The organism is Novosphingobium sp. BL-S-20, from assembly GCF_055521635.1.
Map to the genome: position 1 here is coordinate 2,352,519 of NZ_CM145494.1, position 24,994 is coordinate 2,377,512.

The 24,994-nt window shown below is 65.9% G+C and carries 21 protein-coding genes and 1 tRNA gene; 10 read left to right on the forward strand and 12 right to left on the reverse strand.

All coding sequences use genetic code 11. The annotated features are described in order from the left end of the window. Positions 1 to 53 precede the first annotated feature (53 nt). From hutI to hutU, 4 genes are read left to right on the forward strand one after another with little or no spacing between them, the layout of a single operon-like run. Positions 54 to 1,253, forward strand: a complete 1,200-nt coding sequence (hutI, locus tag ACZ1II_RS18695) for an imidazolonepropionase (protein WP_465145102.1) — start codon at positions 54 to 56, stop codon at positions 1,251 to 1,253. Beyond that, entirely contained in the window at positions 1,250 to 2,779 is a 1,530-nt protein-coding gene (gene hutH, locus ACZ1II_RS18700; RefSeq protein ID WP_465145103.1) for a histidine ammonia-lyase, read from the forward strand. The genes hutI and hutH overlap by 4 nt, the downstream gene beginning before the upstream one ends. Beyond that, positions 2,779 to 3,582 carry an N-formylglutamate deformylase gene (hutG, locus tag ACZ1II_RS18705; protein ID WP_465145104.1) on the forward strand — a complete coding sequence of 268 codons (804 nt, stop codon included), beginning with the start codon at positions 2,779 to 2,781 and terminating at the stop codon, positions 3,580 to 3,582. Before hutH ends, hutG begins: the two co-directional genes overlap by 1 nt. 16 nt (positions 3,583 to 3,598) lie before the next feature. After that, positions 3,599 to 5,263, forward strand: coding sequence for a urocanate hydratase (gene hutU, locus ACZ1II_RS18710; RefSeq protein ID WP_465145105.1), 1,665 nt, complete (start codon positions 3,599 to 3,601; stop codon positions 5,261 to 5,263). A gap of 79 nt (positions 5,264 to 5,342) precedes the next feature. On the opposite strand, the gene ACZ1II_RS18715 is transcribed toward hutU, so the two are convergent. After that, positions 5,343 to 6,407: a patatin-like phospholipase family protein gene (locus ACZ1II_RS18715; RefSeq protein ID WP_465145106.1), complete on the reverse strand. Its 1,065-nt coding sequence runs from the start codon at positions 6,405 to 6,407 to the stop codon at positions 5,343 to 5,345. Between the two features lie 65 nt (positions 6,408 to 6,472). Next, the gene (locus tag ACZ1II_RS18720) at positions 6,473 to 7,222 is read right to left on the reverse strand and encodes an SDR family oxidoreductase (protein WP_465145107.1); all 750 of its coding nucleotides are present in this window, start codon (positions 7,220 to 7,222) and stop codon (positions 6,473 to 6,475) included. 103 nt (positions 7,223 to 7,325) lie between these two features. Between ACZ1II_RS18720 and ACZ1II_RS18725 the strand changes: the two genes are divergently transcribed. Then, a complete protein-coding gene (locus ACZ1II_RS18725) occupies positions 7,326 to 7,706 on the forward strand; it encodes a winged helix-turn-helix transcriptional regulator (protein ID WP_465145108.1) in 381 nt (126 codons plus the stop codon). A gap of 123 nt (positions 7,707 to 7,829) precedes the next feature. Further along, on the forward strand, positions 7,830 to 8,495 hold the full coding sequence (gene mtgA / locus ACZ1II_RS18730) for a monofunctional biosynthetic peptidoglycan transglycosylase (protein ID WP_465147334.1): 666 nt from the start codon (positions 7,830 to 7,832) through the stop codon (positions 8,493 to 8,495). 6 nt (positions 8,496 to 8,501) lie between these two features. Here mtgA and ACZ1II_RS18735 read toward each other — a convergent pair whose 3' ends face one another. Both ACZ1II_RS18735 and ACZ1II_RS18740 read right to left on the reverse strand, forming a co-directional pair. Then, positions 8,502 to 8,900, reverse strand: a complete 399-nt coding sequence (locus ACZ1II_RS18735; protein ID WP_465145109.1) for a DUF1801 domain-containing protein — start codon at positions 8,898 to 8,900, stop codon at positions 8,502 to 8,504. A 95-nt stretch (positions 8,901 to 8,995) separates the two neighbouring features. After that, entirely contained in the window at positions 8,996 to 11,551 is a 2,556-nt protein-coding gene (locus ACZ1II_RS18740; RefSeq protein WP_465145110.1) for a TonB-dependent receptor, read from the reverse strand. A 347-nt stretch (positions 11,552 to 11,898) separates the two neighbouring features. On the opposite strand from ACZ1II_RS18740, the gene ACZ1II_RS18745 reads away from it, so the two are divergent. Continuing rightward, positions 11,899 to 12,900 carry a cation diffusion facilitator family transporter gene (locus ACZ1II_RS18745; protein WP_465145111.1) on the forward strand — a complete coding sequence of 334 codons (1,002 nt, stop codon included), beginning with the start codon at positions 11,899 to 11,901 and terminating at the stop codon, positions 12,898 to 12,900. Between the two features lie 111 nt (positions 12,901 to 13,011). Here ACZ1II_RS18745 and clpX read toward each other — a convergent pair whose 3' ends face one another. The 5 genes from clpX to ACZ1II_RS18770 all read right to left on the reverse strand — a co-directional run bounded on the left by clpX (position 13,012) and on the right by ACZ1II_RS18770 (position 17,746). Then, a complete protein-coding gene (clpX, locus tag ACZ1II_RS18750; protein ID WP_147215686.1) occupies positions 13,012 to 14,274 on the reverse strand; it encodes an ATP-dependent Clp protease ATP-binding subunit ClpX in 1,263 nt (420 codons plus the stop codon). Between the two features lie 178 nt (positions 14,275 to 14,452). Beyond that, positions 14,453 to 15,121, reverse strand: a complete 669-nt coding sequence (gene clpP / locus ACZ1II_RS18755) for an ATP-dependent Clp endopeptidase proteolytic subunit ClpP (RefSeq protein ID WP_334182570.1) — start codon at positions 15,119 to 15,121, stop codon at positions 14,453 to 14,455. 156 nt (positions 15,122 to 15,277) lie between these two features. Then, positions 15,278 to 15,907, reverse strand: coding sequence for a DJ-1/PfpI family protein (locus tag ACZ1II_RS18760; RefSeq protein WP_465145112.1), 630 nt, complete (start codon positions 15,905 to 15,907; stop codon positions 15,278 to 15,280). A 105-nt stretch (positions 15,908 to 16,012) separates the two neighbouring features. Next, positions 16,013 to 17,584 (reverse strand): trigger factor, encoded by a 1,572-nt coding sequence (gene tig / locus ACZ1II_RS18765; protein ID WP_465145113.1) that lies wholly within the window; start codon positions 17,582 to 17,584, stop codon positions 16,013 to 16,015. A gap of 78 nt (positions 17,585 to 17,662) precedes the next feature. Further along, a tRNA-Leu gene (locus ACZ1II_RS18770) sits at positions 17,663 to 17,746 on the reverse strand. A 185-nt stretch (positions 17,747 to 17,931) separates the two neighbouring features. Between ACZ1II_RS18770 and ACZ1II_RS18775 the strand changes: the two genes are divergently transcribed. Next, positions 17,932 to 18,093 (forward strand): hypothetical protein, encoded by a 162-nt coding sequence (locus ACZ1II_RS18775; protein ID WP_465145114.1) that lies wholly within the window; start codon positions 17,932 to 17,934, stop codon positions 18,091 to 18,093. Positions 18,094 to 18,108: 15 nt separating this feature from the next. Here ACZ1II_RS18775 and sppA read toward each other — a convergent pair whose 3' ends face one another. After that, entirely contained in the window at positions 18,109 to 20,004 is a 1,896-nt protein-coding gene (sppA, locus tag ACZ1II_RS18780) for a signal peptide peptidase SppA (RefSeq protein WP_465145115.1), read from the reverse strand. Between the two features lie 270 nt (positions 20,005 to 20,274). On the opposite strand from sppA, the gene ACZ1II_RS18785 reads away from it, so the two are divergent. Continuing rightward, entirely contained in the window at positions 20,275 to 21,255 is a 981-nt protein-coding gene (locus tag ACZ1II_RS18785; RefSeq protein ID WP_147215695.1) for an aspartate carbamoyltransferase catalytic subunit, read from the forward strand. Further along, entirely contained in the window at positions 21,252 to 22,493 is a 1,242-nt protein-coding gene (locus tag ACZ1II_RS18790; RefSeq protein ID WP_465145116.1) for a dihydroorotase, read from the forward strand. The genes ACZ1II_RS18785 and ACZ1II_RS18790 overlap by 4 nt, the downstream gene beginning before the upstream one ends. Positions 22,494 to 22,807: 314 nt before the next feature. Here ACZ1II_RS18790 and ACZ1II_RS18795 read toward each other — a convergent pair whose 3' ends face one another. After that, positions 22,808 to 24,052, reverse strand: coding sequence for an SPOR domain-containing protein (locus ACZ1II_RS18795; protein ID WP_465145117.1), 1,245 nt, complete (start codon positions 24,050 to 24,052; stop codon positions 22,808 to 22,810). A gap of 2 nt (positions 24,053 to 24,054) precedes the next feature. Then, on the reverse strand, positions 24,055 to 24,792 hold the full coding sequence (locus ACZ1II_RS18800) for an AAA family ATPase (protein ID WP_465147335.1): 738 nt from the start codon (positions 24,790 to 24,792) through the stop codon (positions 24,055 to 24,057). Positions 24,793 to 24,994 lie beyond the last annotated feature (202 nt).

Genomic DNA, 24,994 nt, shown 5'->3' on the forward strand with positions numbered 1-24,994 from the left:
TACATTAAACCAGGTCGATGCAATAACCGGGGCAACAGGAGGATGGACTCGTCATGCGCTGCGACAGGCTCTGGAAAAATGCCCGGCTGGCCACGATGACGGGCGACTCGATGGGCCTGGTGGAACAGGGCGCGATTGCGTCGCGGGACGGCCTGATCTTGTACGCCGGTCCGGAGGCGGAGGCTCCTTCATTCGACGCCGCCGAAACCATCGACTGCGAAGGCCGCTGGATCACGCCGGGCCTGATCGACTGCCACACCCACCTCATCTTCGGCGGCGACCGCTCGCGCGAGTTCGAGCTGCGGCTGGAAGGCGCCTCCTACGAGGAAATCGCCCGCGCCGGGGGCGGCATCGTCTCGACCATGAAGGCCACCCGCGCCGCCAGCGAGGACGAACTCGTCGCCTCCGCCCTGCCCCGGCTCGATGCGCTGATCGCGGAAGGCGTCACCACCGTCGAGGTGAAGTCGGGCTACGGCCTCGACCTCGCCAGCGAACTCAAGATGCTGCGCGCCGCGCGGCGGCTGGGCGAAGTGCGCCCCGTCCGGATCGTCACCACTTTCCTCGGCGCCCATGCGCTGCCCCCGGAGTTCGCGGGCGATGCCGAGGGCTATATCGACCACATCTGCGAGGTCATGCTCCCCGCCGTGGCCGAAGCAGGACTCGCCGACGCGGTGGATGCCTTCTGCGAGGGCATCGGCTTTTCACCCGCCCAGACCGAGCGCCTGTTCCGCACCGCCAAGGCGCACGGACTGCCGGTAAAGCTCCACGCCGAACAGCTTTCCAACCTCCACGGCGCCGCCCTCGCCGCCCGCCATAACGCCCTCTCGGCGGACCATCTGGAGCACCTCGACAGCGCAGGCATTGCCGCCATGGCCGCGTCCGGCACCGTCGCCACGCTGCTGCCGGGCGCCTACTACTTCTGCCGCGAGACCGTGCTGCCGCCGGTCGCGGGCTTGCGCGAGGCGCGCGTGCCGATTGCGCTGGCGACAGACTGCAATCCCGGCACCTCGCCGCTCACCTCGCTGCTGCTGGCGATGAACATGGGCGCGACCCTGTTCCGCCTTACCGTGCCGGAATGCCTCGCCGCCGTGACGCGCAATGCCGCGCAGGCGCTGGGCCGATCTCACCGGCTCGGCACGCTCGAACCCGGCAAGGCCTGCGACCTTGCGATCTGGGACATCGCGCGCCCGGCCGACCTCGTTTACCGCATGGGCTTCAATCCGCTCCATGCGCGCATCTGGAGTGGACAATGAACGACATCCTTCTCACGCCCGGAGACGTGAGCCTCGCCGCATGGCGCGCGGTCTATCGCGGCGCGGGCGTGAAGCTCGACCCGGCCTGCGCCCCGCGCGTGGCGACAAGCGCCGCCGCCGTCGCCCGCATCCTCGCCAAGGGCGAGCCGGTCTACGGCATCAACACCGGCTTCGGTAAGCTCGCCAGCGTGCGTATCGGCGACGAGGACCTCGCCACGCTCCAGCGCAACATCGTGCTCAGCCACGCCGCAGGCACGGGCGAGCCTTCGCCGGTGCCGGTGATCCGCCTGATGATGGCCCTGAAGCTCGCCAGCCTTGCGCAAGGCGCCTCGGGCGTGCGCCCCGAGACCGTCGCCCTGCTCGAAGCGATGCTGGCGCAGGGCCTGACCCCGGTGGTGCCCTCGCAAGGTTCGGTCGGCGCCAGCGGCGACCTCGCCCCGCTCTCGCATATGGCCGCGACGATGATCGGCGTGGGCGAGATCGTGTTTGAAGGCGAGCGCCTGCCCGCCGCCGAGGCCCTCGCCCGCGCCGGTCTCGCGCCGCTCGAACTCGGGCCGAAGGAAGGCCTCGCGCTGCTCAACGGCACCCAGTTCTCCACCGCCAATGCGCTGGCCGGGCTGTTCGAGGCGGAACTGCTGTTCCGCTCCGCGCTCGTCACCGGCGCGCTTTCCACCGAGGCCGCCAAAGGCTCCGACACCCCGTTCGACCCGCGCATCCACGCCCTGCGCCGCCATCGCGGACAGATCGAGGTGGCCGATGCCCTGCGCGGCCTGATGGCCGGCAGCGCCATCCGCGCCAGCCATGTCGAGAACGACGCCCGCGTGCAGGACCCCTATTGCCTGCGCTGCCAACCGCAGGTCATGGGCGCCGCGCTCGACGTGCTGCGCCAGGCGGCGACGACGCTGGAGATCGAGGCCAACGGCGTTTCCGACAACCCGCTCATCTTCCCGGAGGCGGACGAAGCCCTGTCCGGCGGCAACTTCCACGCCGAGCCGGTCGCCTTCGCCGCCGACATGATCGCGCTGGCCGTCTGCGAGATCGGCTCGATCTCCGAGCGCCGCATCGCCATGTTGGTGGACCCGGCGCTCTCCGGCCTGCCCGCCTTCCTGACGCCGCGCCCCGGCCTCAATTCGGGCTTCATGATCCCGCAAGTGACCGCCGCCGCGCTGGTCTCGGAAAACAAGCAGAAGGCCTATCCCGCCTCGGTGGACTCGATCCCGACTTCGGCCAATCAGGAAGATCACGTTTCGATGGCCGCCCACGGCGCGCGCCGCCTGCTCTCGATGGTGGAGAACGCGACCGCCGTGATCGGCATCGAACTGCTCGCCGCCGCGCAGGGCATCGAGTTCCATGCCCCGCTCACCTCCAGCACCTGGCTCGAAGCCGCCCGCGGGGTGCTGCGCGCCGAGGTCCCCGCGCTGGACGACGACCGCCATTTCCACCCGGATATGGAAGCGGCCAACGTGCTGATCCGCTCCGGCGCGCTGGCGGATACGGCGGCGGACCTCCTCCCGGCGATTTCGTGATGGCGCCTTTCGTCCTTTATCGCGGGGAGGCGCCGCTCATCGTCGCCTTCCCGCATGTCGGCACCGATCTTGCAGACATCGGCCCGACCTTCCGCTCGGAATGGCTGGCGAGGCGCGATGCCGACTGGTGGGTGGACGACCTCTACGCCTTCGCCCGCGAACTCGGCGCGACGACGATTGCGGCGCGCGTTTCGCGCAGCGTGATCGACCTCAACCGCGATCCTTCGGGCGCCTCGCTCTATCCCGGGCAGGCGACGACGGAGCTTTGCCCGACGACCACGTTCGACGGCGAGCCGCTCTACAAGGCCGAAGGCCCTGACGAAGCCGAAATCGCCCGCCGCCGCGCGCTCTGGTTCGATCCGTACCACGCCGTGCTACGCTCCGAGATCGCACGGCTGCGTGCGCTTCACGGCAAAGTCGTGGTCTATGACGCACACTCGATCCGCAGCCATGTGCCGCGCCTGTTCGACGGCGAATTGCCGCAGTTCAACATTGGCACCAACCTTGGCCAGACCTGCGATCCGGCGCTTTCCGCCGCCGTGACCCAAGTCTGCGAGGCCAGCGGCCTCACCCACGTTCTCGATGGCCGCTTCCGTGGCGGCTGGACCACCCGGCACTACGGCGAGCCCGCCAGCGGCGTCCATGCGATCCAGATGGAACTCGCCATTCGCGGCTACATGGACGAGCCCGAAGTGCCGAGCGAAGCCAACTGGCCCCTGCCCTATTCGGCGGCGCGCGCCGCCGCCCTCACCCCGATCCTGCAAGACGTGCTGAAGGCCGCCATCGCCTTCGCCCGCACCTGACCTGAGGAACACGCCCATGACCCGCCTCGACAACAGCCGCGTCATCAAGCCCGCGACCGGCACCGAACTCAGCGCAAAGAGCTGGCTCACCGAAGCCCCGCTGCGGATGCTGATGAACAACCTCCACCCCGACGTAGCCGAACGGCCGGAGGAACTGGTGGTCTACGGCGGCATCGGCCGTGCCGCGCGCGACTGGGAAAGCTACGACAAGATCGTCGAAACCCTGCGCCGCCTTGAGGGCGATGAAACGCTGCTGGTCCAGTCCGGCAAGCCGGTCGGCGTGTTCCGCACCCATGCCGATGCGCCGCGCGTGCTGATCGCCAATTCCAACCTCGTGCCGGAATGGGCGAATTGGGAGCACTTCAACGAACTCGATAGGCGCGGCCTTGCCATGTACGGCCAGATGACCGCCGGTTCGTGGATCTACATCGGCACGCAGGGCATCGTTCAGGGCACTTACGAGACGTTCGTCGAAATGGGCCGCCAGCACTATAACGGCGACCTTTCCGGCAAGTGGCTACTGACGGCGGGCCTCGGCGGCATGGGCGGCGCGCAGCCGCTCGCGGCCGTGATGGCGGGTGCCTCGTGCCTTGCCATCGAGTGCCAGCCCAGCCGCATCGAAATGCGCCTGCGCACCGGCTATCTTGACGTTGCCGCCAGCACCATCGACGAGGCCATGGCGATCATCGAAAAGGCCAATGCCGAGAAGAAGCCGGTCTCCGTCGGCCTGCTCGGCAACGCGGCGCAGCTGCTGCCCGAGATGTTCGCGCGCGGCATTCGCCCCGACCTGCTGACCGACCAGACTTCCGCCCACGATCCCGTCAACGGCTACCTCCCCGCGGGCTGGACCGTCGCCGAATGGATCGAGAAGCGCGAGCGTGAGCCTGAAGCCGTCGCCAAGGCAGCCAAGGCCTCCATGGCGGTCCACGTCCAGGCCATGCTGGACTTCCAGGCAGCGGGCGTGCCCACCACCGACTACGGCAACAACATCCGCCAAATGGCCAAGAACGAAGGCGTCGAAAACGCGTTCGACTTCCCCGGCTTCGTTCCCGCCTATATCCGCCCGCTGTTCTGCCGCGGCGTGGGGCCGTTCCGCTGGGCCGCGCTCTCCGGCGATGCCGAGGATATCTACAAAACCGACGCCAAAGTGAAGGAACTGCTGCCCGACCACGCGCACCTGCACAACTGGCTCGACATGGCGCGCGAGAAAATCCAGTTCCAGGGCCTGCCCGCGCGCATCTGCTGGGTCGGTCTGGGTGACCGCCACCGGCTGGGCCTCGCCTTCAACGAGATGGTGGCGAAGGGCGAACTCAAGGCCCCGGTCGTCATCGGCCGCGACCACCTCGACAGCGGCTCGGTCGCCTCGCCTAACCGCGAGACCGAGGCCATGCGCGACGGTTCGGACGCGGTTTCGGACTGGCCGCTGCTCAACGCCCTGCTCAACACCGCCTCCGGCGCGACCTGGGTGTCGCTGCACCATGGTGGCGGCGTCGGCATGGGGTATTCGCAGCATTCGGGCATGGTGATCGTCGCTGACGGCACCGAAGCCGCCGCCAAGCGTCTGGAGCGCGTGCTGTGGAACGATCCGGCGACGGGCGTGATGCGTCACGCCGATGCGGGGTACGATATCGCGCTGGATTGTGCGCGGGAGAAGGGTCTGGATCTGCCGGGAATTCTCTGAGGGTTTTATAGCCCTCAACCGTCATCCCTGCGAAAGCTGGGATGACGGTTGAGTTTTCACGAGGCGTCCGGGGCTCCCATCACCCCGGCCCGAACCGGCTCGCCAGATCGACAGTGCTCTCCTTGCCCAGCCGCTCGATCGAGGTCTCGCACCAGCGCCGGGCCGCCGCCTCGCCCGCATCGCGCAGGGTCAGCAACAAGTGCCGCACCGGCAGCAGCTTGCTCTGCGCCGGAAAGGCAGCGAGCGTCTCCTCGTCATGGATTTCGTGGAAACGCAGCCGCTCCACTTGCGCTATCAGGCCATCCTTCGCACGGGTGCGCCCGATCGAGGATTGCAGCAGGAACAGCCCCTGCAATTCCTTGCGCATGGACTGGTTGAAGCCGATTTCGGTAATCCGGTCGACGATGGCGGCGGCATTGCGCGGCGTCTGATCGCGCACTTGCGGATTGACGGTAATCAGCAGCAGATCGTCGTTCGCGCTTTCCAGCACCAGCGGCACGAGCGGCGGATTGGCGCTATAGCCGCCGTCCCAGTAATCCTTGCCGTCGATCGTCACCGGCGGAAAATAGAGCGGCAGGCAAGCCGAGGCGAGCAAGGCCTCGGTCGTCAGGTCCTGCTTGTGAAAGATACGCGCCGTGCCGCTCTGCGCATTGGTGGCCGAAATGAACAGCGGCGGCGCCGCGTCGCTGGCGATGGCCGCGAAATCGACGTGCTCCTCGATGATCTTGCGCAGGATTTCCTGCAATTCGCGCCCCATCTCCGGCGAAGTGTGAGCGGTGCCGAGATCGCCGAACATCGTGTTCCACCACGAGGACATCGCCCGCGTGGTTTCCGGAAAGGCCTCGATCATCGGGATCAGCGGCCCCGCCTCGCGGCCCGAGCGATTGAGTTCCTTCCAGAACGAGCGCAGCCGCTCCCGTGCGCCTTCCGCCCCGCCGCAGACGAGGCCCGAAACCAGCACCGCCGCGTTCATCGCCCCCGCGCTGGCCCCGCTCACCGCGCCCACCGCGAGGCGCGGTTCCTGGAGCAGCCCGTCGAGCACGCCCCAGGTGAAGGCGCCATGCGCGCCTCCCCCCTGAAGCGCGAGATCGAGGCTATGAGGCTTCTCGGGAGGCTTTTCCGTGCGGGCCATTCGCGTGCTCACTCATGCTGCATTGCAACATGGAAATTCATAGCATTCGCGAATGTTCCTTGCCAGCGGAGAACCACTCAATGCGCGGCACCGTTCAACGCCGCGAACGTCTCCGCATAGCGCCCTTCCGCTTCGGCATTGCGCAGGAAGCCGAGACGCTGGACGCCGATCAGCTCGGGCGTGGGCACCACCGCGAAAAGGTCCATCACTTCGTCGATGAAGGCGTCCAGCGGCATATAACCCTCGCGCGTGGACTGGCCGGGCGTCAGTTCGGTCTGCACCGCGGGCGGCGCCAGTTCGATCACTTCGACCACGCCATTGAGTGCGAAGCGCAGCGAATCGCTCCACGAATGGATCGCCGCCTTGGTCGCCGAATAGACCGCCGCGCCCACCAGCGGCACGAAGGCGAGACCGGAACTGACGTTGACGATCGCTGCATCGGCCTGCTCGCGCAAGTGGCCGATGAAGGCATCGGTCATGCGGATCGGGCCGAGCAGGTTCGTCACCACGCAGGCCTCGGCACGGGAGAGGTCGCGAGGGACCGAAACGTCCTCCAACGGCATGATCCCGGCATTGTTGACCAGCACGTTGAGGGCCGGGAACCGCGCGAGGATATCCGCCGCGAAAGCCGCGATCGCCGCCGGATCGGCCACGTCGAGCGCGAAGGCATGGATGTTCTCGCGGCCCTTCGCGGTTTCCTCCAGGCTGGCAAGCGTGCGCCCGGTGACGATCACGACATTGCCGGCATCGTGCCAGCGCTGCGCCAGTTCGCGCCCGATGCCGGTGCCGCCGCCGGAGAGAAGGATGGTGTTTCCGCTGGTCTTCATGGAACTCGCTCCTGTGAGAAGAGATTGCGGGAAGGGATGTAAGCCGATACTATATTTTGGAAAGTAGGCACCCAATAGTGCCGTAGTTACCCGAGAGTAAGAAATGGAAAATCCGGCAATTACCCGTTACTCGAACGTGCCCGGCGTCGATGCTCTCGTCAACGAGCTGATCGGCCGCGTCGCCGACAAGTGGACGCTACTGGTGCTGGAGGCCCTGGAGGAGCACGGCGAAAGCCGCTTCAGCGCCCTCGCTCGGGCCGTACCGGGGATCAGCCAGAAGATGCTCACGCAGACGCTGCGCCAGATGGAGCGCGACGGCTTCGTCCACCGCACCGTCCATCCGGTGATCCCACCCCATGTCGACTACCGTCTCACCCCGCTGGGCCACAGCCTGGGCGAGGCCTTCTGCAGCGTCTGGCTCTGGGCCGAAGCCCATCTCGAAACCGTAGCCGCCGCCCGCGCCGATTTCGACACCCGCGACTGATTTTTGCGCCGTACGGTGGAAAGCCGGTGCGCGAGCATCTTTTCCGCCGCGCCGGTTATCGCTAGTCAGAGCGCCGGACGGTGCGCATTCCCGCTCGCCGTACACCGGGGCTTCCTTCCTTTGCTGCGCATCCTTGCCAAGACCGTCTTCTGGTTCGTCGCGATCAGCGTGGGGCTGACCGTGCTCTACCGCTTCGTACCGCCGCCGGTGACGGTAACGATGCTGGTGGACGGCAACGGCATCACCAAGGACTGGCAGCCGCTGAGCCGGATCGACCGCAACATGGTCGCCGCCGCCATCGCCGCCGAGGACGGCAAGTTCTGCACCCACAACGGCTTCGACACGACGGCAATCGAAAAGGCCTTCGAGCGCAATGCCGCGGGCGGCCGCCTGCGCGGCGGCTCGACGATCAGCCAGCAGACCGCCAAGAACGTCTTCCTCTGGCAGGGCGACGGCTGGACCCGCTATCTGCGCAAGGGCCTGGAAGTCTGGTTCACTTTCCTGATCGAGAACCTGTGGGACAAGCGGCGGATCATGGAAGTCTACCTCAACGTCGCGGAGACCGGCATCGGCACTTACGGCGTGGAAGCGGGCGCCCAGCGTTACTGGGGCCAGTCGGCCTCGAACCTGACGACGATCGAGGCGGGCCGCATGGCTGCCGCCCTGCCCAGCCCCAAGACCCGCAGCGTGAAGAGCCCCTCCGGCTTCACCCGCCGCTACGGCAACACGATCGCCGCCCGGATCGGCACGGTGAAGACCCAGGGCCTCGATTCCTGCGTCTACGACTGACCGGTCTTAGCGACCGCGCGCAGGCTTCCCGGAGAGATTGAGCGCGATCGCCGCTCTAATCAGCGCCGTCAGCGCGGGTTCGTCGATGGCGTCTCCTTCATAGAAATCGATGGCGCGGCGCTGGTTGCCGTCGAGGCTGGCGTTGAACAGCCCGGCAGGATCGTCCAGCGCCGCGCCCTTGGCGAAAGTCATCTTCACTGCCGCCTTGTAGGTCTCGCCGGTGCAGATCATGCCGCCGCGATACCAGACCGGCACCCCGCGCCACTTCCAGTCCTCGGTGATCTCCGCATCGGCCGCGAGGATCACCCGTCGCAGCCGCGCCAGCACCGCCCCCCGCCAGTCCCCGAGTTCCGCGATCCGGGCATCGATGCGCTGCGAGGGCGTGGGCTCGTCGTTCGAATTCATCGCGTCCTCTCCCTTCTCCCGCGAGCATACGAAAAAAGGGGAGGAAACCGAAGTTTCCTCCCCCTCTATCCGTTCGCTTGCGCGAAAGCTCCGGATCAGAAGCCCATGATGAACGTGGCGCTGATCGCGCGCGGTGCACCGAAGTTCACGAAGGCCGAGCTCGAGGTCGGGAGGGTATCGAGACCGCCCGAGAACGAACCGACGTAGTAATCGTCGAACAGGTTGGTGACGTTCAGCTGGATCTCGCTCTTGTCGAGACCGAGCTTCTCCAGCTTGTAGCGCAGGTTCAGGTCCACCGTGGTGAAGCTCTTGAACTTCGCGCCGGTCAGGGTGCCGACCGTGCCGTTGATGTCGTTCAGGTAACGCGAGCCGGTGTACTTGGCCTGGCCGCCGACGCTGAAGTCGCCGAGGTCAAGCTGGGCGCGGCCACCGAACAGCCATTCGGGGGTGGCACGCTCACGCTTGCCAGCGGTACGGAGGTAGCTCACGCCGCCCGTGGTGTAGCAAAGGCCTGCAGCTGCAATCACGCCCGTGCAACCGCCGGTGACGGCATCGTTCTGGATTTCCGACTTGATCCACGAACCGAAGGCATAGAGCGACAGCGGCTGGACCGGACGGACCGAAACGCTGGCGTCGACACCGTACTTCTTCACCGGGCCGAGGTTGGTATCGGTGGCGTTGCCATCGATATCATAGGCGGTGACGAGGCGGTTCTTGTACTTCGTGTACCAGCCGGTCAGCGTGGCCTGGACCAGCGGGGTCGAGTAGCGCAGCGAAGCGTCGAAGCTGTCTGCGGTTTCCGGCACGCGGTAAGCCGCATCGCTGTCCGCCGGGAAGTAGAAGGCGTTGTACAGCGTATCGGTGCTGGGGACCGAGATGTTCTTCGAGTAGCTGCCCGCGATGCTCAGTTCCGGCGTGATCTTGTAGGTCAGGCCGACGTTGGGGAGTACCTTGTCGTAGTTGAGCTTGCGCGACTGCGGCAGTGCCGATCCGGTCGCCTTACCCGTCGTAGCGTTATACGAGTAGGGCTTGGCAGCGATGTAGGCAGCCTGCTGGTCTTCCGGCACGCAGTCGACGAAACCGCCCGAGCTGGTGGTGAAGCAGTTCTGCGTCAGGTCGCGCTTGTAGAACGGCGCGGCCACGCCGAGCACGACGGTCAGCTTTTCGTCGAAGAACGCACCGCGATATTCGCCGGCGATCTTGTGGAGCGTGGCGTAGGAGTCACGGTCGCGCTTCTGCAGAACGTTGCCAGCCAGGTCGGTCAGCGGATCGTTGACCGGGAACACGTCGAAGGGTTCGCCATTCGCCTTGAGCAGGCCGGCAGCGCCGGTCTGGCGGTGGTGAGCGCGGTCGAACGAGTACGACAGACGGACACGGTTGGTGTCGTCGATTTCGTAGGCCAGGTTGGTGATCGCAACATAGCGGTTGGTCTTGGTCTGGCTCGGCTGAACCAGGGTCACGCGGTCAAGCGTATCACCGTCGCCATTGAGATCGCGGCCGAAGTAGAACGAACCGCCGTAGTTGCCGGTGCCGGTGAAGCCGTTGCTGGTGTAGGCGCTCTCATTGGCGCTGGTGGTGCCGCCGCCGTTGGCCTTGGTGTACTGATAGGCCGCGTCGACCGACAGCGTGAGCTTTTCGGTCAGGTGGAACAGCGAGGCAAGACGCATGTTGCCGGTGTTCGACGGGTTGTAGCGACGCTCGAAATCGGTGCCGCACGAATTGGGCGAGTCCACCACGCCGGCACGGGCGGCCGCGACGGTGCAGTCAGCGCCGCCGGCGATGTCGTAGAAGCGGTCGGCCTTGTCGCCCGTGAACGCGCTGGCGCGGAACGGCGAACCGCCGAAGTTGTTGCGGTTCACGTTGTAGTGACCGGCAAGCGACACGAAGTCGCCGTTGGTGCCGATCGGCTGGTAGATCTTGCCGTTGAACTGCTTCTTCTCGACCTTGCCGTAGTTGGCGAAAGCCGCGCCGTTACGGGCATAGGAGCCCGAGAACCAGGCCTTGGTGCCGATCGAGGTGAACTCGCCGGTTTCGACCTTGCCGAACATGCGCTGGTACGAACGATCCGAACCGCCCGAACCGTCGGCCACCACGTCACCGTAGGACAGGCTGGTCATGATGCCGAACTTGTCGTCGGGAACCTTGGTGTTGATGTTGACGGTACCGCCGACGGCCGAAGCGGTCGGGCTATCGACGTCGGTCGAACCCAGGTTGACGTTGACGGTCTCGATCAGCTCGGGATCGACCTGCTGGTTCGAGTAGATCGCGTAGTTGCCCGAGTCGTTCAGCGGAATACCGTCGAAGGTCTGCGAGATACGGCTCGAATCGAAGCCGCGGATCGAGAAGTTGCCGCCGCTCGAACCCCAGGGGTCGTTGTTGGTGAAGCTGACGCCGGGAACGAGGTTGATCATGTCGTTCACGGTCTGGCCAGCGCGCTGGTTCGCGATGAATTCCTTGTCCAGCACGACCTTCGCCTTGGGCGAGTCGGGGGTGCGGATGCCGACGATGTCGTTCGTGCGGGCGCCGGTCACGACGATCGCGTCATCGAAGTCGGAAGAACCCGTCGACTGCGCGAATGCCGGGACAGCGAGGAACGCGGCGCCGACGGCGAGCGAGCTGGTCGCGGTGGAGAGAATGGTCTGAAACTTCATCTTAGCCCCCTGGAAACCTTCAGAGTGGTTGGAACCGAATGCGGAAAGGGTTGCCCCGCCGCAGGTTTTGCTGCGGCTGCTAAGAGCAGCGCAATATGACAATCTTCTGACGCACGGGATTCATTTCCGATCATCGCCGCGCAATTTTCTGACCCGAATTTCGGCGTTCAGCAAAATTCGCAAATTTATTAATATATATCAGGTATTTATTGCCCAATGTGACAAAGTGCGGTGAGGCATAAATGTCACGCACCGCGACTTCTGGGTCTCAGCTCCGGAAGCGCTTTCGGCATGAGATGATACGTCATCGCTTGCTGTTAAGGTCCCGCGCATGCGATGAAATTGCCATGGGCGTCGCACACCAGCATCATCACGGTCACTCCGATCACGGGCATTCCAACCACGGAAATGGCAAAGGCCATTCGCATGGCCATGGGCATTCTCATGGCCATCACCACCACGGCCCTCCCCCTGCCGGAGACATCGGCAAGGCCTTCGCAATTGCGGTAGGTCTCAACGTCGTCTTCGTCGTCGCCGAGGCGGCGGCGGGCTTCCTCAGCGGCTCGATGGCGCTGCTTGCAGATGCCGGGCATAATCTCTCCGACGTGCTCTCGCTGCTGCTGGCCTGGGCCGCCAGCGTACTCGCCGCGCGTCCGCCTTCGGAGCGCTTCACTTACGGCCTGAAGAGTTCCTCCATTCTCGCAGCGATTGCCAATGCGGCGCTGCTCTGGGTCGCCATCGGCGCGATCCTGGTCGAGACGGTCCGCCGTTTCGCGGAGCCTGCGCCGGTCATGGGCACGACGATGATCGTCGTTGCCGCGCTCGGCATCGCGGTGAACGCGCTGTCGGCCCTGCTCTTCGCCAAGGGCAGCAAGTCCGACCTCAACTTGCGCGCCGCTTTCGTCCACCTCATGGCCGATGCGGCGGTGTCTGCGGGCGTGGTGATCGCCGGGATCGTCATCCTGTTCACCGGCTGGCAGATCGTCGACCCGATCGCCTCGCTGGTCATCACCGCTGTCATTGCCTGGTCAAGCTGGGGACTGCTGCGCGAATCGCTGACGATGGGCATGATGGCCGTGCCCGAAAGCATCGACATCGCCGCCGTGCGCGCCTTTTTGGAAAGCCAGCCCGGCGTCACCCGCGTCCACGACCTGCATGTCTGGCCGATGAGCACGACTGAGACGGCGCTGACCGTCCACCTCGTCAAGCCCGGCGCCGACCGGGGCGACGGCTGCCTGCACGAACTGGCCCATGAGCTGGAACACCGCTTCGGCATCGGCCATCCGACCATCCAGATCGAAACCGACGCCGAGTCGCCCTGTGCTCTGGAGAGCGAGGCGGTCGTCTAGAACCTATCCCTCGTGGAAAAATGAAAACATGGAAAAATGAAAAGGCCCGCCCGGACGAACCGGACGGGCCTTTTTCATGATCCGGCCCCGAAAGGCCGGAATTCAGATGCCTCAGGCGGCTGCTTCCGCCTTGTCGCCCTTGAGGACGCGGACGGGTTCCTTGCGGCCTTCGACCACTTCCTTATCGACCACGACTTCGGCGATATCGCCTTCGGTCGGCAGGTCGAACATGGTGTCGAGCAGCAGGCCTTCCACGATCGAGCGCAGGCCGCGCGCGCCGGTCTTGCGGTCGATGGCCTTCTGGGCGATCGCCTCGAGCGCCTCGTCCGTGAAGGTCAGTTCGACGTCTTCGAGGTCGAACAGCTTCGCGTACTGCTTGATCAGCGCGTTCTTCGGCTCGCGCAGGATCTTGACCAGCGCCTCGATGTCGAGGTCGTTGAGGGTCGCGATCACCGGCAGACGGCCGACGAATTCGGGGATCAGGCCGAACTTGAGCAGATCTTCCGGCTCCGCCTTCTGGAGCAGTTCGCCCACGCGGCGCTTGTCCGGATCGGCGACATGAGCGCCGAAGCCGATCGAACGCTTCTGGAGGCGGTCGGCGATGATCTTTTCAAGGCCCGCGAAGGCGCCGCCGCAGATGAACAGGATGTTGGTCGTGTCCACCTGCAGGAATTCCTGCTGCGGGTGCTTGCGGCCGCCCTGCGGCGGAACCGAGGCGGTGGTGCCTTCCATCAGCTTCAGCAGCGCCTGCTGCACGCCCTCGCCCGAAACGTCGCGCGTGATCGACGGATTCTCGGCCTTGCGGCTGATCTTGTCGATCTCGTCGATGTAGACGATGCCGTGCTGCGCCTTCTCGACATTGTAGTCGGAAGCCTGGAGCAGCTTGAGGATGATGTTCTCCACGTCCTCGCCCACGTAACCGGCTTCGGTCAGCGTGGTGGCGTCGGCCATGGTGAAGGGCACGTCGAAGGTCTTGGCGAGCGTCTGCGCGAGCAGCGTCTTGCCCGAACCCGTGGGACCGACGAGCAGGATGTTCGACTTGGACAGTTCCACGTCGCCCTGCTTGCCGCTGTGCTTCAGCCGCTTGTAGTGGTTGTGGACAGCCACCGACAGCACGCGCTTGGCGCGTTCCTGCCCGATCACGTAGTCGTTAAGCGTCTCGCAGATTTCGCGGGGAGACGGCACGCCGCCGTCCTTCTTGCCCGCGATCCCGGCCTTGGTCTCTTCGCGAATGATGTCGTTGCAAAGCTCGACGCATTCGTCGCAGATGAAGACCGTGGGTCCCGCGATCAGCTTGCGCACTTCGTGCTGCGACTTGCCGCAGAAGCTGCAGTAAAGGGTGCTTTTCGCGTCAGATCCGCTCAATTTCGTCATTTTCCGTCTTTAGGCCATTTCCAGGCGACTCATCAAGTCTACCTTGGACAAGGCCGGTTTTGCAATCCTGAGACCGATATGGGTATCCCCATAACCGTTGCAAAGGTCATAACCCCGCAAGGATTGAAGGCCGAAGTCTTGCCAAACCATGGGCAGAACTCCGGCCTTGCGGTCATGTTCAGGCTTCGGTCGGCTTGTCGCCGTCGGGGCGGGTCTCGAAGACCTTGTCGACGAGGCCGAACGCCAGCGCTTCCTCGGCTTCGAGGAAGGTGTCACGGTCCATCGCCTTCTCGATCTCGTCGAGCGACTTGCCGGTGTACTTCACGTAGAGGTCGTTGAGACGCTTGCGCATCCGCAGGATCTCGCGTGCCTGGATCTCGATGTCCGAGGCCATGCCCTGGGCGCCGCCCGAGGGCTGGTGGACCATGATGCGGGCGTTCGGCAGAGCGATGCGCATGCCCGGCTCACCGGCGGCGAGCAGGAAGCTGCCCATCGAGGCGGCCTGGCCGATGCACACGGTCGAGACGCGCGGCTTGATGTACTGCATGGTGTCGTGGATGGCCATGCCGGCCGTCACCACGCCGCCCGGCGAGTTGATGTACATCGAGATGTCCTTCGAGGGGTTTTCCGACTCGAGGAACAGGAGCTGCGCGACGATCAGCGAGGCCATGTGGTCCTCGACCTGGCCGGTCACGAAAACGATGCGCTCGCGCAGGAGGCGCGAATAGATGTCGAAGCTGCGTTCACCGCGGCTGGTCTGCTCGACGACCATCGGCACCAACGCGCCGGTCACGGGGTCGGTTGTGAACTTTCCTTGGGCGCCCGAAGCGCCAAACAGGTCGAGCATGGGAGTCCTCTTCTGGTTTGGACCGCCTATGTCGCGTGCCCCCGCCCGATGTTCAAGGGCTTTAAGCCGTCAATCGATGCAAGACACACAACTATCGGGGGGCAAACGCCGTGTGGAGCACAAGTTGTGCCGCTTCCGGGCGGTTTGCAGCGCCCTTCACGCCGGTTCCGCACCCTTCAGGCTTTCCTGCGCCAGCCAGGGCGCGACCACCGCCATCGCACGCTCCACGTAAAGCTCCTTTTCGCCCACCGGCGCCACATAATGAAGCGCCTCCTCGGCATCGCCGGGCGAAGCGCCGCGGGCGATCGTCCAGGCCGCGAGATATTGCGAGGCCAGGCACCCGCCCGCAGTGGCGACATTGCCATGGGCCACGAAAGGCCGGTCGACCACGTTCACCCCCGCCTCGATCACCCAGGGCCGGGTCGTGAGATCGGTGCAGGCGGGCAGATCGCCGATCAACCCGAGCTTCGCCAGCAGCAGCGTGCCCGAGCACTGCGCCCCGATGAGCTGGCGCGCGGGGTCGAGCATGATTCGCGACAGCAGCGCCTCGTCGCGCGCGATCTCGCGAGTGAGAATGCCGCTGCCGATCAGCACCGCATCCGCCTCGGTCGCAAATTCCAGCGGCTTCTGCCGCTCGATCGTAACCCCGTTCATCGAGGTCACCTGCACCGAGGGCGAGGTGATATGCGCGGCCCAGCCACGCGATTTCATGCGATTGAGAATGCCTGAGGCCACGAACGAGTCGAGTTCGTTGAAACCGTCGAACGTAAGAACCGCGATCTGCATGGACGTCTCCGGAAAATGAGGTCGAAAATTGGGCGGCCAAAACGAAAACGGCCCGGTGCATCGCTGCACCGGGCCGTTTCGTGACGATCCGTCCGATGGAAGCGATCAGTCTTCCTTCTTGGCGGCAGCCTTCTTGGCCGGTGCCTTCTTGGCAGGCTTGGCTTCAGCTTCGCCCTCGGCTGCTTCGTCCTTCTTGGCCGAAGCCTTCTTGGCGGGAGCCTTCTTCGGCTTTTCCTCGGCGGCAGCTTCCTCAGATGCTTCTGGGGCCGGAGCCTCGGCAGCTTCCTTCTTGGCAGCAGCCTTCTTCGCCGGGGCCTTCTTGGCCGGCTTCTTGGCTTCGACCTTCTCGCCGTCGGTGTCGGCTTCGATGGCGGCCTGCAGCTCGTCGCGGGTCACTTCACGCTCGGTGACTTCGGCCTTCTCGATCAGGAAGTCGACGACCTTGTCCTCGTAGAGCGGCGCGCGCAGCTGGGCGGCCATCATCGGGTCCTGCTGGACGTATTCGAAGAAGCGCTGGCGGTCTTCCGGACGGTACTGCTGAGCGGCCTGCGAGACCAGCATCTGCATTTCCTGCGCGGTGACTTCGACGCCGTTCGACTGGCCGATTTCCGACAGGAGCAGGCCCAGACGCACGCGGCGCTCGGCGATCTTGCGGTAGTCGTCCTTCTCGGCTTCGATCTCGGCGAGAGCGGCGGCCGGGTCTTCCTCGTGGCTGGCTTCGTGGGTCAGCTGCTGCCAGATCTGCGAGAATTCGGCTTCCACCATGGTCGGCGGCACGTCGAAATCATGGCCGGCGGCAAGCTGGTCGAGCAGCTGGCGCTTCATGGCGGTGCGGGTCAGGCCGGCAGTTTCCTGCTCCAGCTGGCCCTTCAGGAGGCCCTGAAGCTGCTCAAGGCTCTCAAGGCCGAGTTCCTTGGCGAAGTCGTCGTCGATCTTCGATTCGGCAGGCGCCTTCACTTCGTGGGCGACGATGTCGAAGGTGGTTTCCTTGCCGGCGAGGTTCGCGGCCTGGTAGTCTTCGGGGAAGGTCACGGTGATGACGCGCTCTTCACCGGCCTTGATGCCGACGAGCTGCTCTTCGAAACCGGGGATGAAGCGGTTCGAACCGATCACCAGCGGGGCCTTCTCGGCCTTGCCGCCGTCGAACTCGACGCCGTCGAGCTTGCCGGTGAAGTCGATGATGACCTGGTCGCCGTCGGCGGCGGCGCCGTCCTTGGCTTCGAAGCGCTGCTGCTGCGAAGCGATACGCTCCACGGCTTCGGTCACGGCGTCTTCGGCCACGGGCACGACCAGCTTTTCGAGCTTGAGGCCGTCAAGCGAAGGGGCGGCGATCGTCGGCAGCACTTCGAGGCTGACGGTCAGCTCGGCATCCTTGCCCTGCTCGTAACCTTCGCCGAGGGCGACGTCGGGGTTCATCGCGGGGCGCAGGGCGTGGTCGGCGACCAGCTTGTCCATGGCTTCGCGGATCGTGGCGTTCAGCGCGTCCTGGTGGATCGCTTCGCCGTGCATCTTCTTGACGAGGTTGGCCGGAACCTTGCCGGCGCGGAAGCCGGGCATCTTCACCTGCGGGGCGATCTTCTTGATCTCGCCTTCGACGCGGGCAGTGATGGTCGTGGCGGGGATGGTCACCGTGTAGGCGCGCTTCAGGCCTTCGTTGGTGGTTTCGACGATCTGCATTTCAAATGCCTTCCTGTGCAATTCAACGGGCCTTACGGGGCCAATTCTCGCGACCTCATCTCCCCCAGGGCGGCGTAATGGTGCGGGCGAAGGGACTCGAACCCCCACATCTTTCGATACTGGTACCTAAAACCAGCGCGTCTACCATTCCGCCACGCCCGCAAAGATCGAAGCCTGAAACTCAAGGGACGTGCCCTTATAAGGCCACGCGGAAAAGGGCAAGCGCCGCGAGTCGCGTGAGTGCAAGTCGATGGCTGCTTCCCTCTGCAGATCGACTGCCTCGGGCAACTTGCGCCCGGCTACCGGGTTCCCACTTAGGAACCGACAGCAAGGAGCGAGTAACGATCATGGCCACCCAGCCCGCCGACGATCCCGGCAACACGCCGCCCGAAACCCCGGCCCTGCCCGGCGATCCGGGCGAACCGACAGCGCCGGAGGAATTTCCCGATATCGGCCCGGACTTCGACCAGCCCGAGACCGGGCCGGTCGAACTGCCGCCTTTAGACTGAGGCTTCCCGCCTCGGTCAGTCCTTGCCGAAGAACCGCGCGAGGCTCTCCAGCATCGAAAGCTCGCGCGCGTTCACCGCCTTGGCCGCGCCCGGCACCACCGGGCATTCGAGGCAATAGGCCTGCGCCCCGCGCGTCGAGAACATCGCCCCGGCCTGCTCGGCCACCCGCACGAACTGCTGCTGGCGGCGGATCGCCACGAAGCTGGCGAAGTCGAAGGCCGACTTGGGTTCGCTCGCCGAATCCGAAGTCAGCCCGCTCAGGAACTTCGAGAACGAATCCTCGTCCTCCTTCAGGTAGACCGCCTGCCACTTGCCGTTGCCGACGCCGCCGAGGCGGGCCGCTTCGGCCAGTGCCGCGTCGAGATCGCCGATCTTGTCCACCAGCCCGATTCGCTGCGCTTCCTGACCCGGCCAGACCCGGCCCTGCGCGATCGAATCGAGCTTCTCCGGCGTCATCTTGCGCGCGGCGGCGGAGAGGCCGACGAACTTGCGATAGGTGTTCTCGATCGAGGCCTGGAGCATGCCCTCCACTTCCGGCGTGAAGCCGCCGAGAATGTCGGGCTGGCCGGAAAGCGCCGTCGTCTTCACGCCGTCGCTGGTGACGCCGTAGTCGCCCAGGGTCTTCTCGAAGCTCGGGATCACCGCGAAGACGCCGATCGAGCCGGTGATCGTCTCGGGCTGCGCGAAGACCTGCTGGCCCGGCGTCGAGACCCAGTAGCCGCCGCTCGCCGCGACATTGCCCATCGAGACCACGATCGGGATCTTACGGTCCTTGTAGCGCACGATGGCACGGCGGATGCGCTCCGCCGCCATGGCCGAGCCGCCCGGCGAATCGACCCGCACGACCAGCGCCTTGAAGCCCTGGTCGATATTCTCGTCCAGCAGCTCGGCGATGCGGTCGCCGCCCGCCTTGCCCGGCCCGGCATCGCCGTCGACGATCTCGCCCGCCACGGTGACGACACCGATCTTCGCGCCCTCGGCCTTCTCCGGGTTCGCGGCGAGCCAGGCGGCGAGGCGGTTGGCCTTGTACGGCAGGTCGCCGGTGCCCTTGGCCGCCTCGTTCTTGCCCGCGATCTCGGCGACGCGGTTCTGGAATTCGGTGCGGTCGCCGAGACGGTCGACGAGACCGGCGGCCTTGGCGCCTTCGGCGAAATCGCCGCCCGAAGCCTTCGACCAGGCGACCGGATCGCCGGTCATCCGCTCGAGACCGGCCTTGGGCCGCGCCCGGGCGATATCGGCCTTGTAGCCGCTCCACAGCGCGCCGTAGATGTCCTCATAGGCCTCGCGCGCGGCGGGGGACATGTCGTTGCGCAGATAGGGCTCGACGAAGCTCTTGTAAGTGCCCGCGCGGTAGACGTGGGCATTGACCTTGAAGCGGTCGAGCAGGCCCTTGAAATAGACCTGGTTGCCGCCCGGCCCCGACACGAAAGCCCCGCCCATCGGATCGACCCAGACTTCGCTTGCGTGGGAAGCCAGCTGCACGCCGTCGTCCGCATAGGCATTGGCGAACGTCAGCACCGGCTTGCCCGCCTTGCGCACCGCGTCGAGCGCCTTGCCGATCTCCTCGATGTGCACCATGCCACCGCCCAGGAAGCGCGACATGTCGAGCACAACGACCTTGATCCGCGCATCCGTCGCCGCCAGCCGCAGCGCCCGCTCGATGTCGCGCGCTTGGTACTCGCTGGCCGGCGATTCCGCGCTCATCAGCAGCTTGAGCGGATCGACCTTGCTCTTCTCCTCGACGATGCTGCCGTCGAGATCGAGCAGCAGCGCGCCATCCACGATCTTGCCCGGCGCGGGCCGCGAGGACAGCGCGGCATAGAGCAGCGCGAAGAACAACAGCAGGAAAATCAGGGCCAGAGCGTCTTTCACGCCCACCAGCAGGTTCCAGATCTTGCGCGCGAACGTCATGAATTCACCAGCCTTTCCATGCCTAGCCATAACGGGCGAAAGGCGGCCCGGCCAGAGGGGGAAACCTTGCGCCTCGTCTCGGGGCCTTCGACAGGCTCAGGCTGAGCGGGGAGGAGAGCTTCAATCCCCAAGGCCATCTCGCCCTCTCAACCCACCCCCGCTCATCCTGAGCTTGTCGAAGGATCATCCCCAACTGTCGAAGCATCGTCGAAGGATCACGCAACAAACCACTTGAGCCGACTCCGCCCCGTGCCTAAGGCCTTGTCTTCGATGACAGCTCCAGAATTCATATATCCGGAAGGCTCCGCAGCCTTCCCGCATCGCAGCCTCGTGGGCATCGGCGGCCTGGCCCCGCACGAGATCATGTTCCTCCTCGACGAGGCCCAGCAATGGGTGGAGCTGAACCGCGGCACGCAGAAGCGCCGCGACCTGCTCTCCGGCCTGACGATCATCAACGCCTTCTTCGAGAACTCGACACGCACGCTGCTGAGCTTCGAGATCGCCGGCAAGCGCCTCGGCGCCGACGTGGTGAACATGGCCGTGGCCAATTCCAGCGTGAAGAAGGGCGAGACCCTGATCGACACGGCGTGGACGCTCAACGCCATGCGCGCCGATGCCATCGTCATCCGCCATGCCAGTTCGGGCGCGGTGCACCTGATCTCGAACCTCGTCGACTGCCCGGTGCTCAATGCCGGTGACGGCCAGCACGAGCACCCGACCCAGGCCCTGCTCGACGCCCTGACCATCCGCCAGAACAAGCGCGCCTTCAACGGGTTGCGCGTGACCATCTGCGGCGACATCCTGCACAGCCGCGTCGCCCGCTCCAACATCCTCTCGCTCAATTCGCTGGGCGCCGAAGTGCGCGTCTGCGCGCCGCCCGCGCTGCTGCCCGCCGATATCGAGCGGATGAACGTGCAGGTCTTCCACGATTTCGACGCGGCGCTGAAGGGCGCCGACGTGGTGATGATGCTGCGCCTCCAGCTCGAACGCATGGAAGGCCAGTTCATCCCTTCCCCGCGCGAATATCGCCACCTCTACGGCCTCTCGCTGGAGCGCCTCGCCAAGGCGGAAAGCAATGCCCTCGTCATGCACCCCGGCCCGATGAATCGCGGCATCGAGATCGACAGCAATGTCGCCGACCTCGTCGGCCGCTCGCAGATCACCACCCAGGTCGAAATGGGCGTCGCCATGCGCATGGCCTGCCTCGAAGTGCTGACGCGAAGAGCGCGCGGTGTGGAGGGATGGGCATGAGCAACAACGCCCCCCTGACCCTGACCGGCGGCAAGCTGGTCCTGCCCGACGGCACCATCGTCCCCGGCGCGCTGCGCAGCGAAGGCGGCTTCATCACCGCCCTCGGCTCGGACGTCGCGCCCCAGCCCGGCGACGAAGTCCACGACGCGCGCGGCAAGCTGATCGCCCCCGGCCTCGTCGATATCGGCGTCTTCGCCATCGACAAGCCCGCCTTCCACTTCGGCGGGATCACCCGCGCCGCGCTGATGCCCGACCAGAACCCGCCGCTCGACGTGCCCGCCCGCGTCCGCTTCGCGGCCCAGTCGGGCAAGCCGGACCTCTGGGTCCACCCGTTCGCCGCCGCCACCCAGAACCTCGAAGGCAAGGCCCTCGCCGAAATCGCCCTCATGCGCGACGCGGGGGCGAAAGCCGTCACCACCGGACGCCAGTGGATCGGCGATTCGGGCACGATGCTGCGCCTGCTCCAGTACACCGGCATGCTCGGCATGGTCGTGCTCACCCACCCCGAGGACGCCGGGATCACCGGCAAGGCCGTCGCCACTTCCGGCGAGATAGCGACCCGCCTCGGCCTGCCCTCCGCGCCCGCCGAAGCCGAAGCCCTCGCCATCGCGCGCGACATCGCCTTGGCCGAACTGGCGAATGCCGCCATCCACTTCCGCAAGGTCACGACCGCCAAGGGCCTCGACCTCGTGCGCCGCGCCAAGGATCGCGGGCTGAAAGTCACGGCAGGCGTCACGCCCGCCTACTTCATGCTCTCGGACCTCGCCCTCGCGGGCTTCCGCACTTTCGCCCACCTCTCGCCGCCGCTGCGCTCGGAAGACGACCGCAAGGCCGTGATCGCCGCCGTGGGCGACGGCACGATCGACGTCATCGCCTCCGGCCACGACCCGCGCGGCCCCGAGGACAAACGCCTGCCCTTCGCGGACTCCGCACCGGGCATGGCTGGCGCGGAAACGCTGCTGCCGCTGACGATGAACCTCGTACGCGACGGCGTGATCTCGCTCTCGCGCGCCTTCGAACTGATCGCCACGAACCCGGCGAAGCTGCTCGGCGTCAATGCGGGCAAGCTCGAAGTCGGGGCCGAGGCGGATATCGCGGTGATCGATGCCGACCGGCCGTGGATCGTCGATTCGGACAAGATGGCGGCTGCGGCAGGGAATACGCCGTTCGACAAGCAGCCCGTTCAGGGGCGCGTGCTGGCGCTGTTCAAGGGCGGCGTTGCCGTTAAGGCCAAGTAAGAGAAGGGATAAAGCAGGGGAGCATAGCCCCCCTGCACCCCCAATACCGTCTAGGTCAGGCGGACCAACTCCGTTGCGCGCCCATGGTGGCGTCGGAAGACTTATTGGCTGCGCCGCAGGGAGTGCGCGACCGCTAGGCAGCGCGCGACGTAGACATTCCGAGGGTCTGGGGGATCTCCTGAGCCTGTCGAAGGGCCCCAGGACTTTCACTTTTTTAACTTCCCTAAAACCAAAAAAAGACGGCCCCTGTCCGAAGACAGGAGCCGTTTAGTTCACATGGAACTCTTGTGCGAGGCAACGACCTCGCGGAAACTTCAAAGCTCGGCGCGGCGGGTCTGGCTCATCCGGACACTGCCGGGCAGAGGCCGCTGCTGCGCGTAGGCGAGACAGGGATTGCCGCCCTTCCTAACGCTGGAGCATACCGACTGCGCCGTGCGCTGGTCGAACCCGGCTGCCGCGACGCGGTAGTAGGTCAGCCCGTTCACTTTCGCCTCGGTGATACGCAGATCATGCCCTTTTAGCGCAGGATTGCGCGACTGGAAAATACCCCAGGCCTTTTTAGCACCGTCCATCGTCCGGAACGAGCCGAGCTGGACGAGGTGCGTGCCCGAAACGGCGGCTTTGGCAGGCACCGGCAGAGTGCGCGCGGCGACGGCAACCTTGGGCATCCCGGGCTTCAGCGCCGGACGCACGGCAGCACGCGCAGGGGCGGGCGGCGGTGCAGGTGCTTCGTCCTGCGGCTGATAGGCGCCCCAGAAGCTTTCGCCGCTCTGCACCGGCGGCAATTCGGCCTCGGGTGCGGGCGCGGGAACTTCGGCCTTGGCGAACTTCGGCGCGGCGGCGGGTGCGTTCAGCGCGAGCATCGTGGGCTGACCCGGATCGGAGCGCAGCGGAGCGCCGATCAATCCGGCGATCCGGGCGCGCGACTGATCGGCGCGGGCCGCTTTCGCCCACTCGCCGAGGCGGGCGTCGAGCTGGTCGGCAGGAACGTCCTGCGAGGCGATCAGCCGCGCCTCGCGCCAGCGCCCGTCGAGAGCATAGGCATAGGCGAGGTTCTGGCGCGCCTTGGGTGTATTTTCGCCGCCGCGCACCACGTCGGTCAGCACGTCCACACCCACGGCGGGCTGTCCGGCAAGGGCCACGGCGAGGCCGTAGTCGCTTGCGGCAATGCCGTTCCGGAAGCGCTGTAGCACGGCCATGGCCTCCGCTCCGCGACCGGCGCCGATATAGGCAAGCGCGGTGCTGAGGCCGGTGCGCGGGTTCTGGTCGCCCAGCGCAATGGCATCCTCGAACGTCGTCGCGGCCGAATCGAAGCGTCCGGCGGCGAGATAGCTCTGGGCCAGCGCGGCGCGGGCCGAGGCATCGCGCGGCGAGCGGGCGACGCGCTGTTCGGCGCGGGCGAGGTCCTTATCGGCAGGTTTGTCGGCAGGTTCGCCGGGAGCCGCCGACGAACCGGCGCGGGCGAAAGGTGCCTGTCCGGCACAGCTCACCAGCAGCACGGCGCCCATGGCGGTGCAGATCGCGAGGCCCGCATGGCGCAGGCGGAGATTGGCCTTCATCCTCATGCCCCGGCGACGCCTCCGGTAATCCGGCGCCCGAAGCCGCCGACCGGGCGCGGCGCGCCGGGCAAGACGGGCTGGCCGGTGAGGCCCGGTGCCGAGAACACGGTGCGGCGGAAATTGCGTTCGAGCCGGTCGGAAACATAGCTCCACAGCGCGGTCACTTCCTGCGCGGAACGGCCGTTCGGATCGACTTCCATGACGGTGCGACCGTCGATCATCGAGGCAGCGAAATCGGTGCGCTGGTGCAGAGTGACCGGCGCGACGGTGCCGTGCTGCGAGAGCGCGACGGCGGCCTCGGCGGTGATGCGGGCCTTGGGCGTCGCGGCGTTGACCACGAAGATCAGCGGTTTGCCCGCACGCTCGCAGAGATCGACGGTGGCGCCGACGGCGCGCAGGTCATGCGGGCTGGGACGGGTCGGCACAACGATCAGTTCGGCGACCGAGATCACGCTCTGGATCGCCATGGTGATGGCGGGCGGGGTGTCGATGACGGCCAGCTTGAAGCCCTGCTGGCGAAGCACCTGCAAATCGTTGGCGAGGCGGGCCACGGTGGTCTGCGCGAAAGCGGGATATTCGGCCTCGCGCTCGTTCCACCAGTCGGCGAGCGAGCCTTGCGGATCGATGTCGATCAGCACGACCGGCCCGGCACCGGCGCGCTGCGCCTGCACGGCGAGGTGCCCGGAAAGCGTGGTCTTGCCCGAACCACCTTTCTGCGATGCCAATGCCAGTACGCGCAAAGCCGTTACCCCCTGAGCGCCGCAGAAAAATCGGCGCCTCACAAGAGGCTGGATCGCAGATCGTTCCTAATTTAGGGTTAATCCCGCAATGGCATTCCGGCAGGACCGGTCGATCGTATGCCATCGGAATTAACGCGATTTTCGCTCTTCCTTCTCCATCGTGCGACCTGACAGAGCATTCCGGCAAGACTTTCGCTTTCGA

Excerpts from the sequence above, each read along its gene's own strand:
- ACZ1II_RS18760 (WP_465145112.1), bottom strand. The coding sequence starts at position 15,907 with ATGCAGATCGCGGTTCTTACGTTCGACGGTTTCAACGAACTCGACTCG.
- ACZ1II_RS18735 (WP_465145109.1), bottom strand. The coding sequence starts at position 8,900 with ATGAATTCGAACGACGAGCCCACGCCCTCGCAGCGCATCGATGCCCGG.
- ACZ1II_RS18790 (WP_465145116.1), top strand. The coding sequence starts at position 21,252 with ATGAGCAACAACGCCCCCCTGACCCTGACCGGCGGCAAGCTGGTCCTG.
- sppA (WP_465145115.1), bottom strand. The coding sequence starts at position 20,004 with ATGACGTTCGCGCGCAAGATCTGGAACCTGCTGGTGGGCGTGAAAGAC.
- ACZ1II_RS18740 (WP_465145110.1), bottom strand. The coding sequence starts at position 11,551 with ATGAAGTTTCAGACCATTCTCTCCACCGCGACCAGCTCGCTCGCCGTC.
- ACZ1II_RS18720 (WP_465145107.1), bottom strand. The coding sequence starts at position 7,222 with ATGAAGACCAGCGGAAACACCATCCTTCTCTCCGGCGGCGGCACCGGC.
- hutH (WP_465145103.1), top strand. The coding sequence starts at position 1,250 with ATGAACGACATCCTTCTCACGCCCGGAGACGTGAGCCTCGCCGCATGG.
- clpX (WP_147215686.1), bottom strand. The coding sequence starts at position 14,274 with ATGACGAAATTGAGCGGATCTGACGCGAAAAGCACCCTTTACTGCAGC.
- ACZ1II_RS18725 (WP_465145108.1), top strand. The coding sequence starts at position 7,326 with ATGGAAAATCCGGCAATTACCCGTTACTCGAACGTGCCCGGCGTCGAT.
- hutI (WP_465145102.1), top strand. The coding sequence starts at position 54 with ATGCGCTGCGACAGGCTCTGGAAAAATGCCCGGCTGGCCACGATGACG.
- ACZ1II_RS18785 (WP_147215695.1), top strand. The coding sequence starts at position 20,275 with ATGACAGCTCCAGAATTCATATATCCGGAAGGCTCCGCAGCCTTCCCG.
- clpP (WP_334182570.1), bottom strand. The coding sequence starts at position 15,121 with ATGCTCGACCTGTTTGGCGCTTCGGGCGCCCAAGGAAAGTTCACAACC.
- ACZ1II_RS18745 (WP_465145111.1), top strand. The coding sequence starts at position 11,899 with ATGGGCGTCGCACACCAGCATCATCACGGTCACTCCGATCACGGGCAT.
- tig (WP_465145113.1), bottom strand. The coding sequence starts at position 17,584 with ATGCAGATCGTCGAAACCACCAACGAAGGCCTGAAGCGCGCCTACACG.
- hutG (WP_465145104.1), top strand. The coding sequence starts at position 2,779 with ATGGCGCCTTTCGTCCTTTATCGCGGGGAGGCGCCGCTCATCGTCGCC.
- ACZ1II_RS18775 (WP_465145114.1), top strand. The coding sequence starts at position 17,932 with ATGGCCACCCAGCCCGCCGACGATCCCGGCAACACGCCGCCCGAAACC.
- ACZ1II_RS18795 (WP_465145117.1), bottom strand. The coding sequence starts at position 24,052 with ATGAAGGCCAATCTCCGCCTGCGCCATGCGGGCCTCGCGATCTGCACC.
- hutU (WP_465145105.1), top strand. The coding sequence starts at position 3,599 with ATGACCCGCCTCGACAACAGCCGCGTCATCAAGCCCGCGACCGGCACC.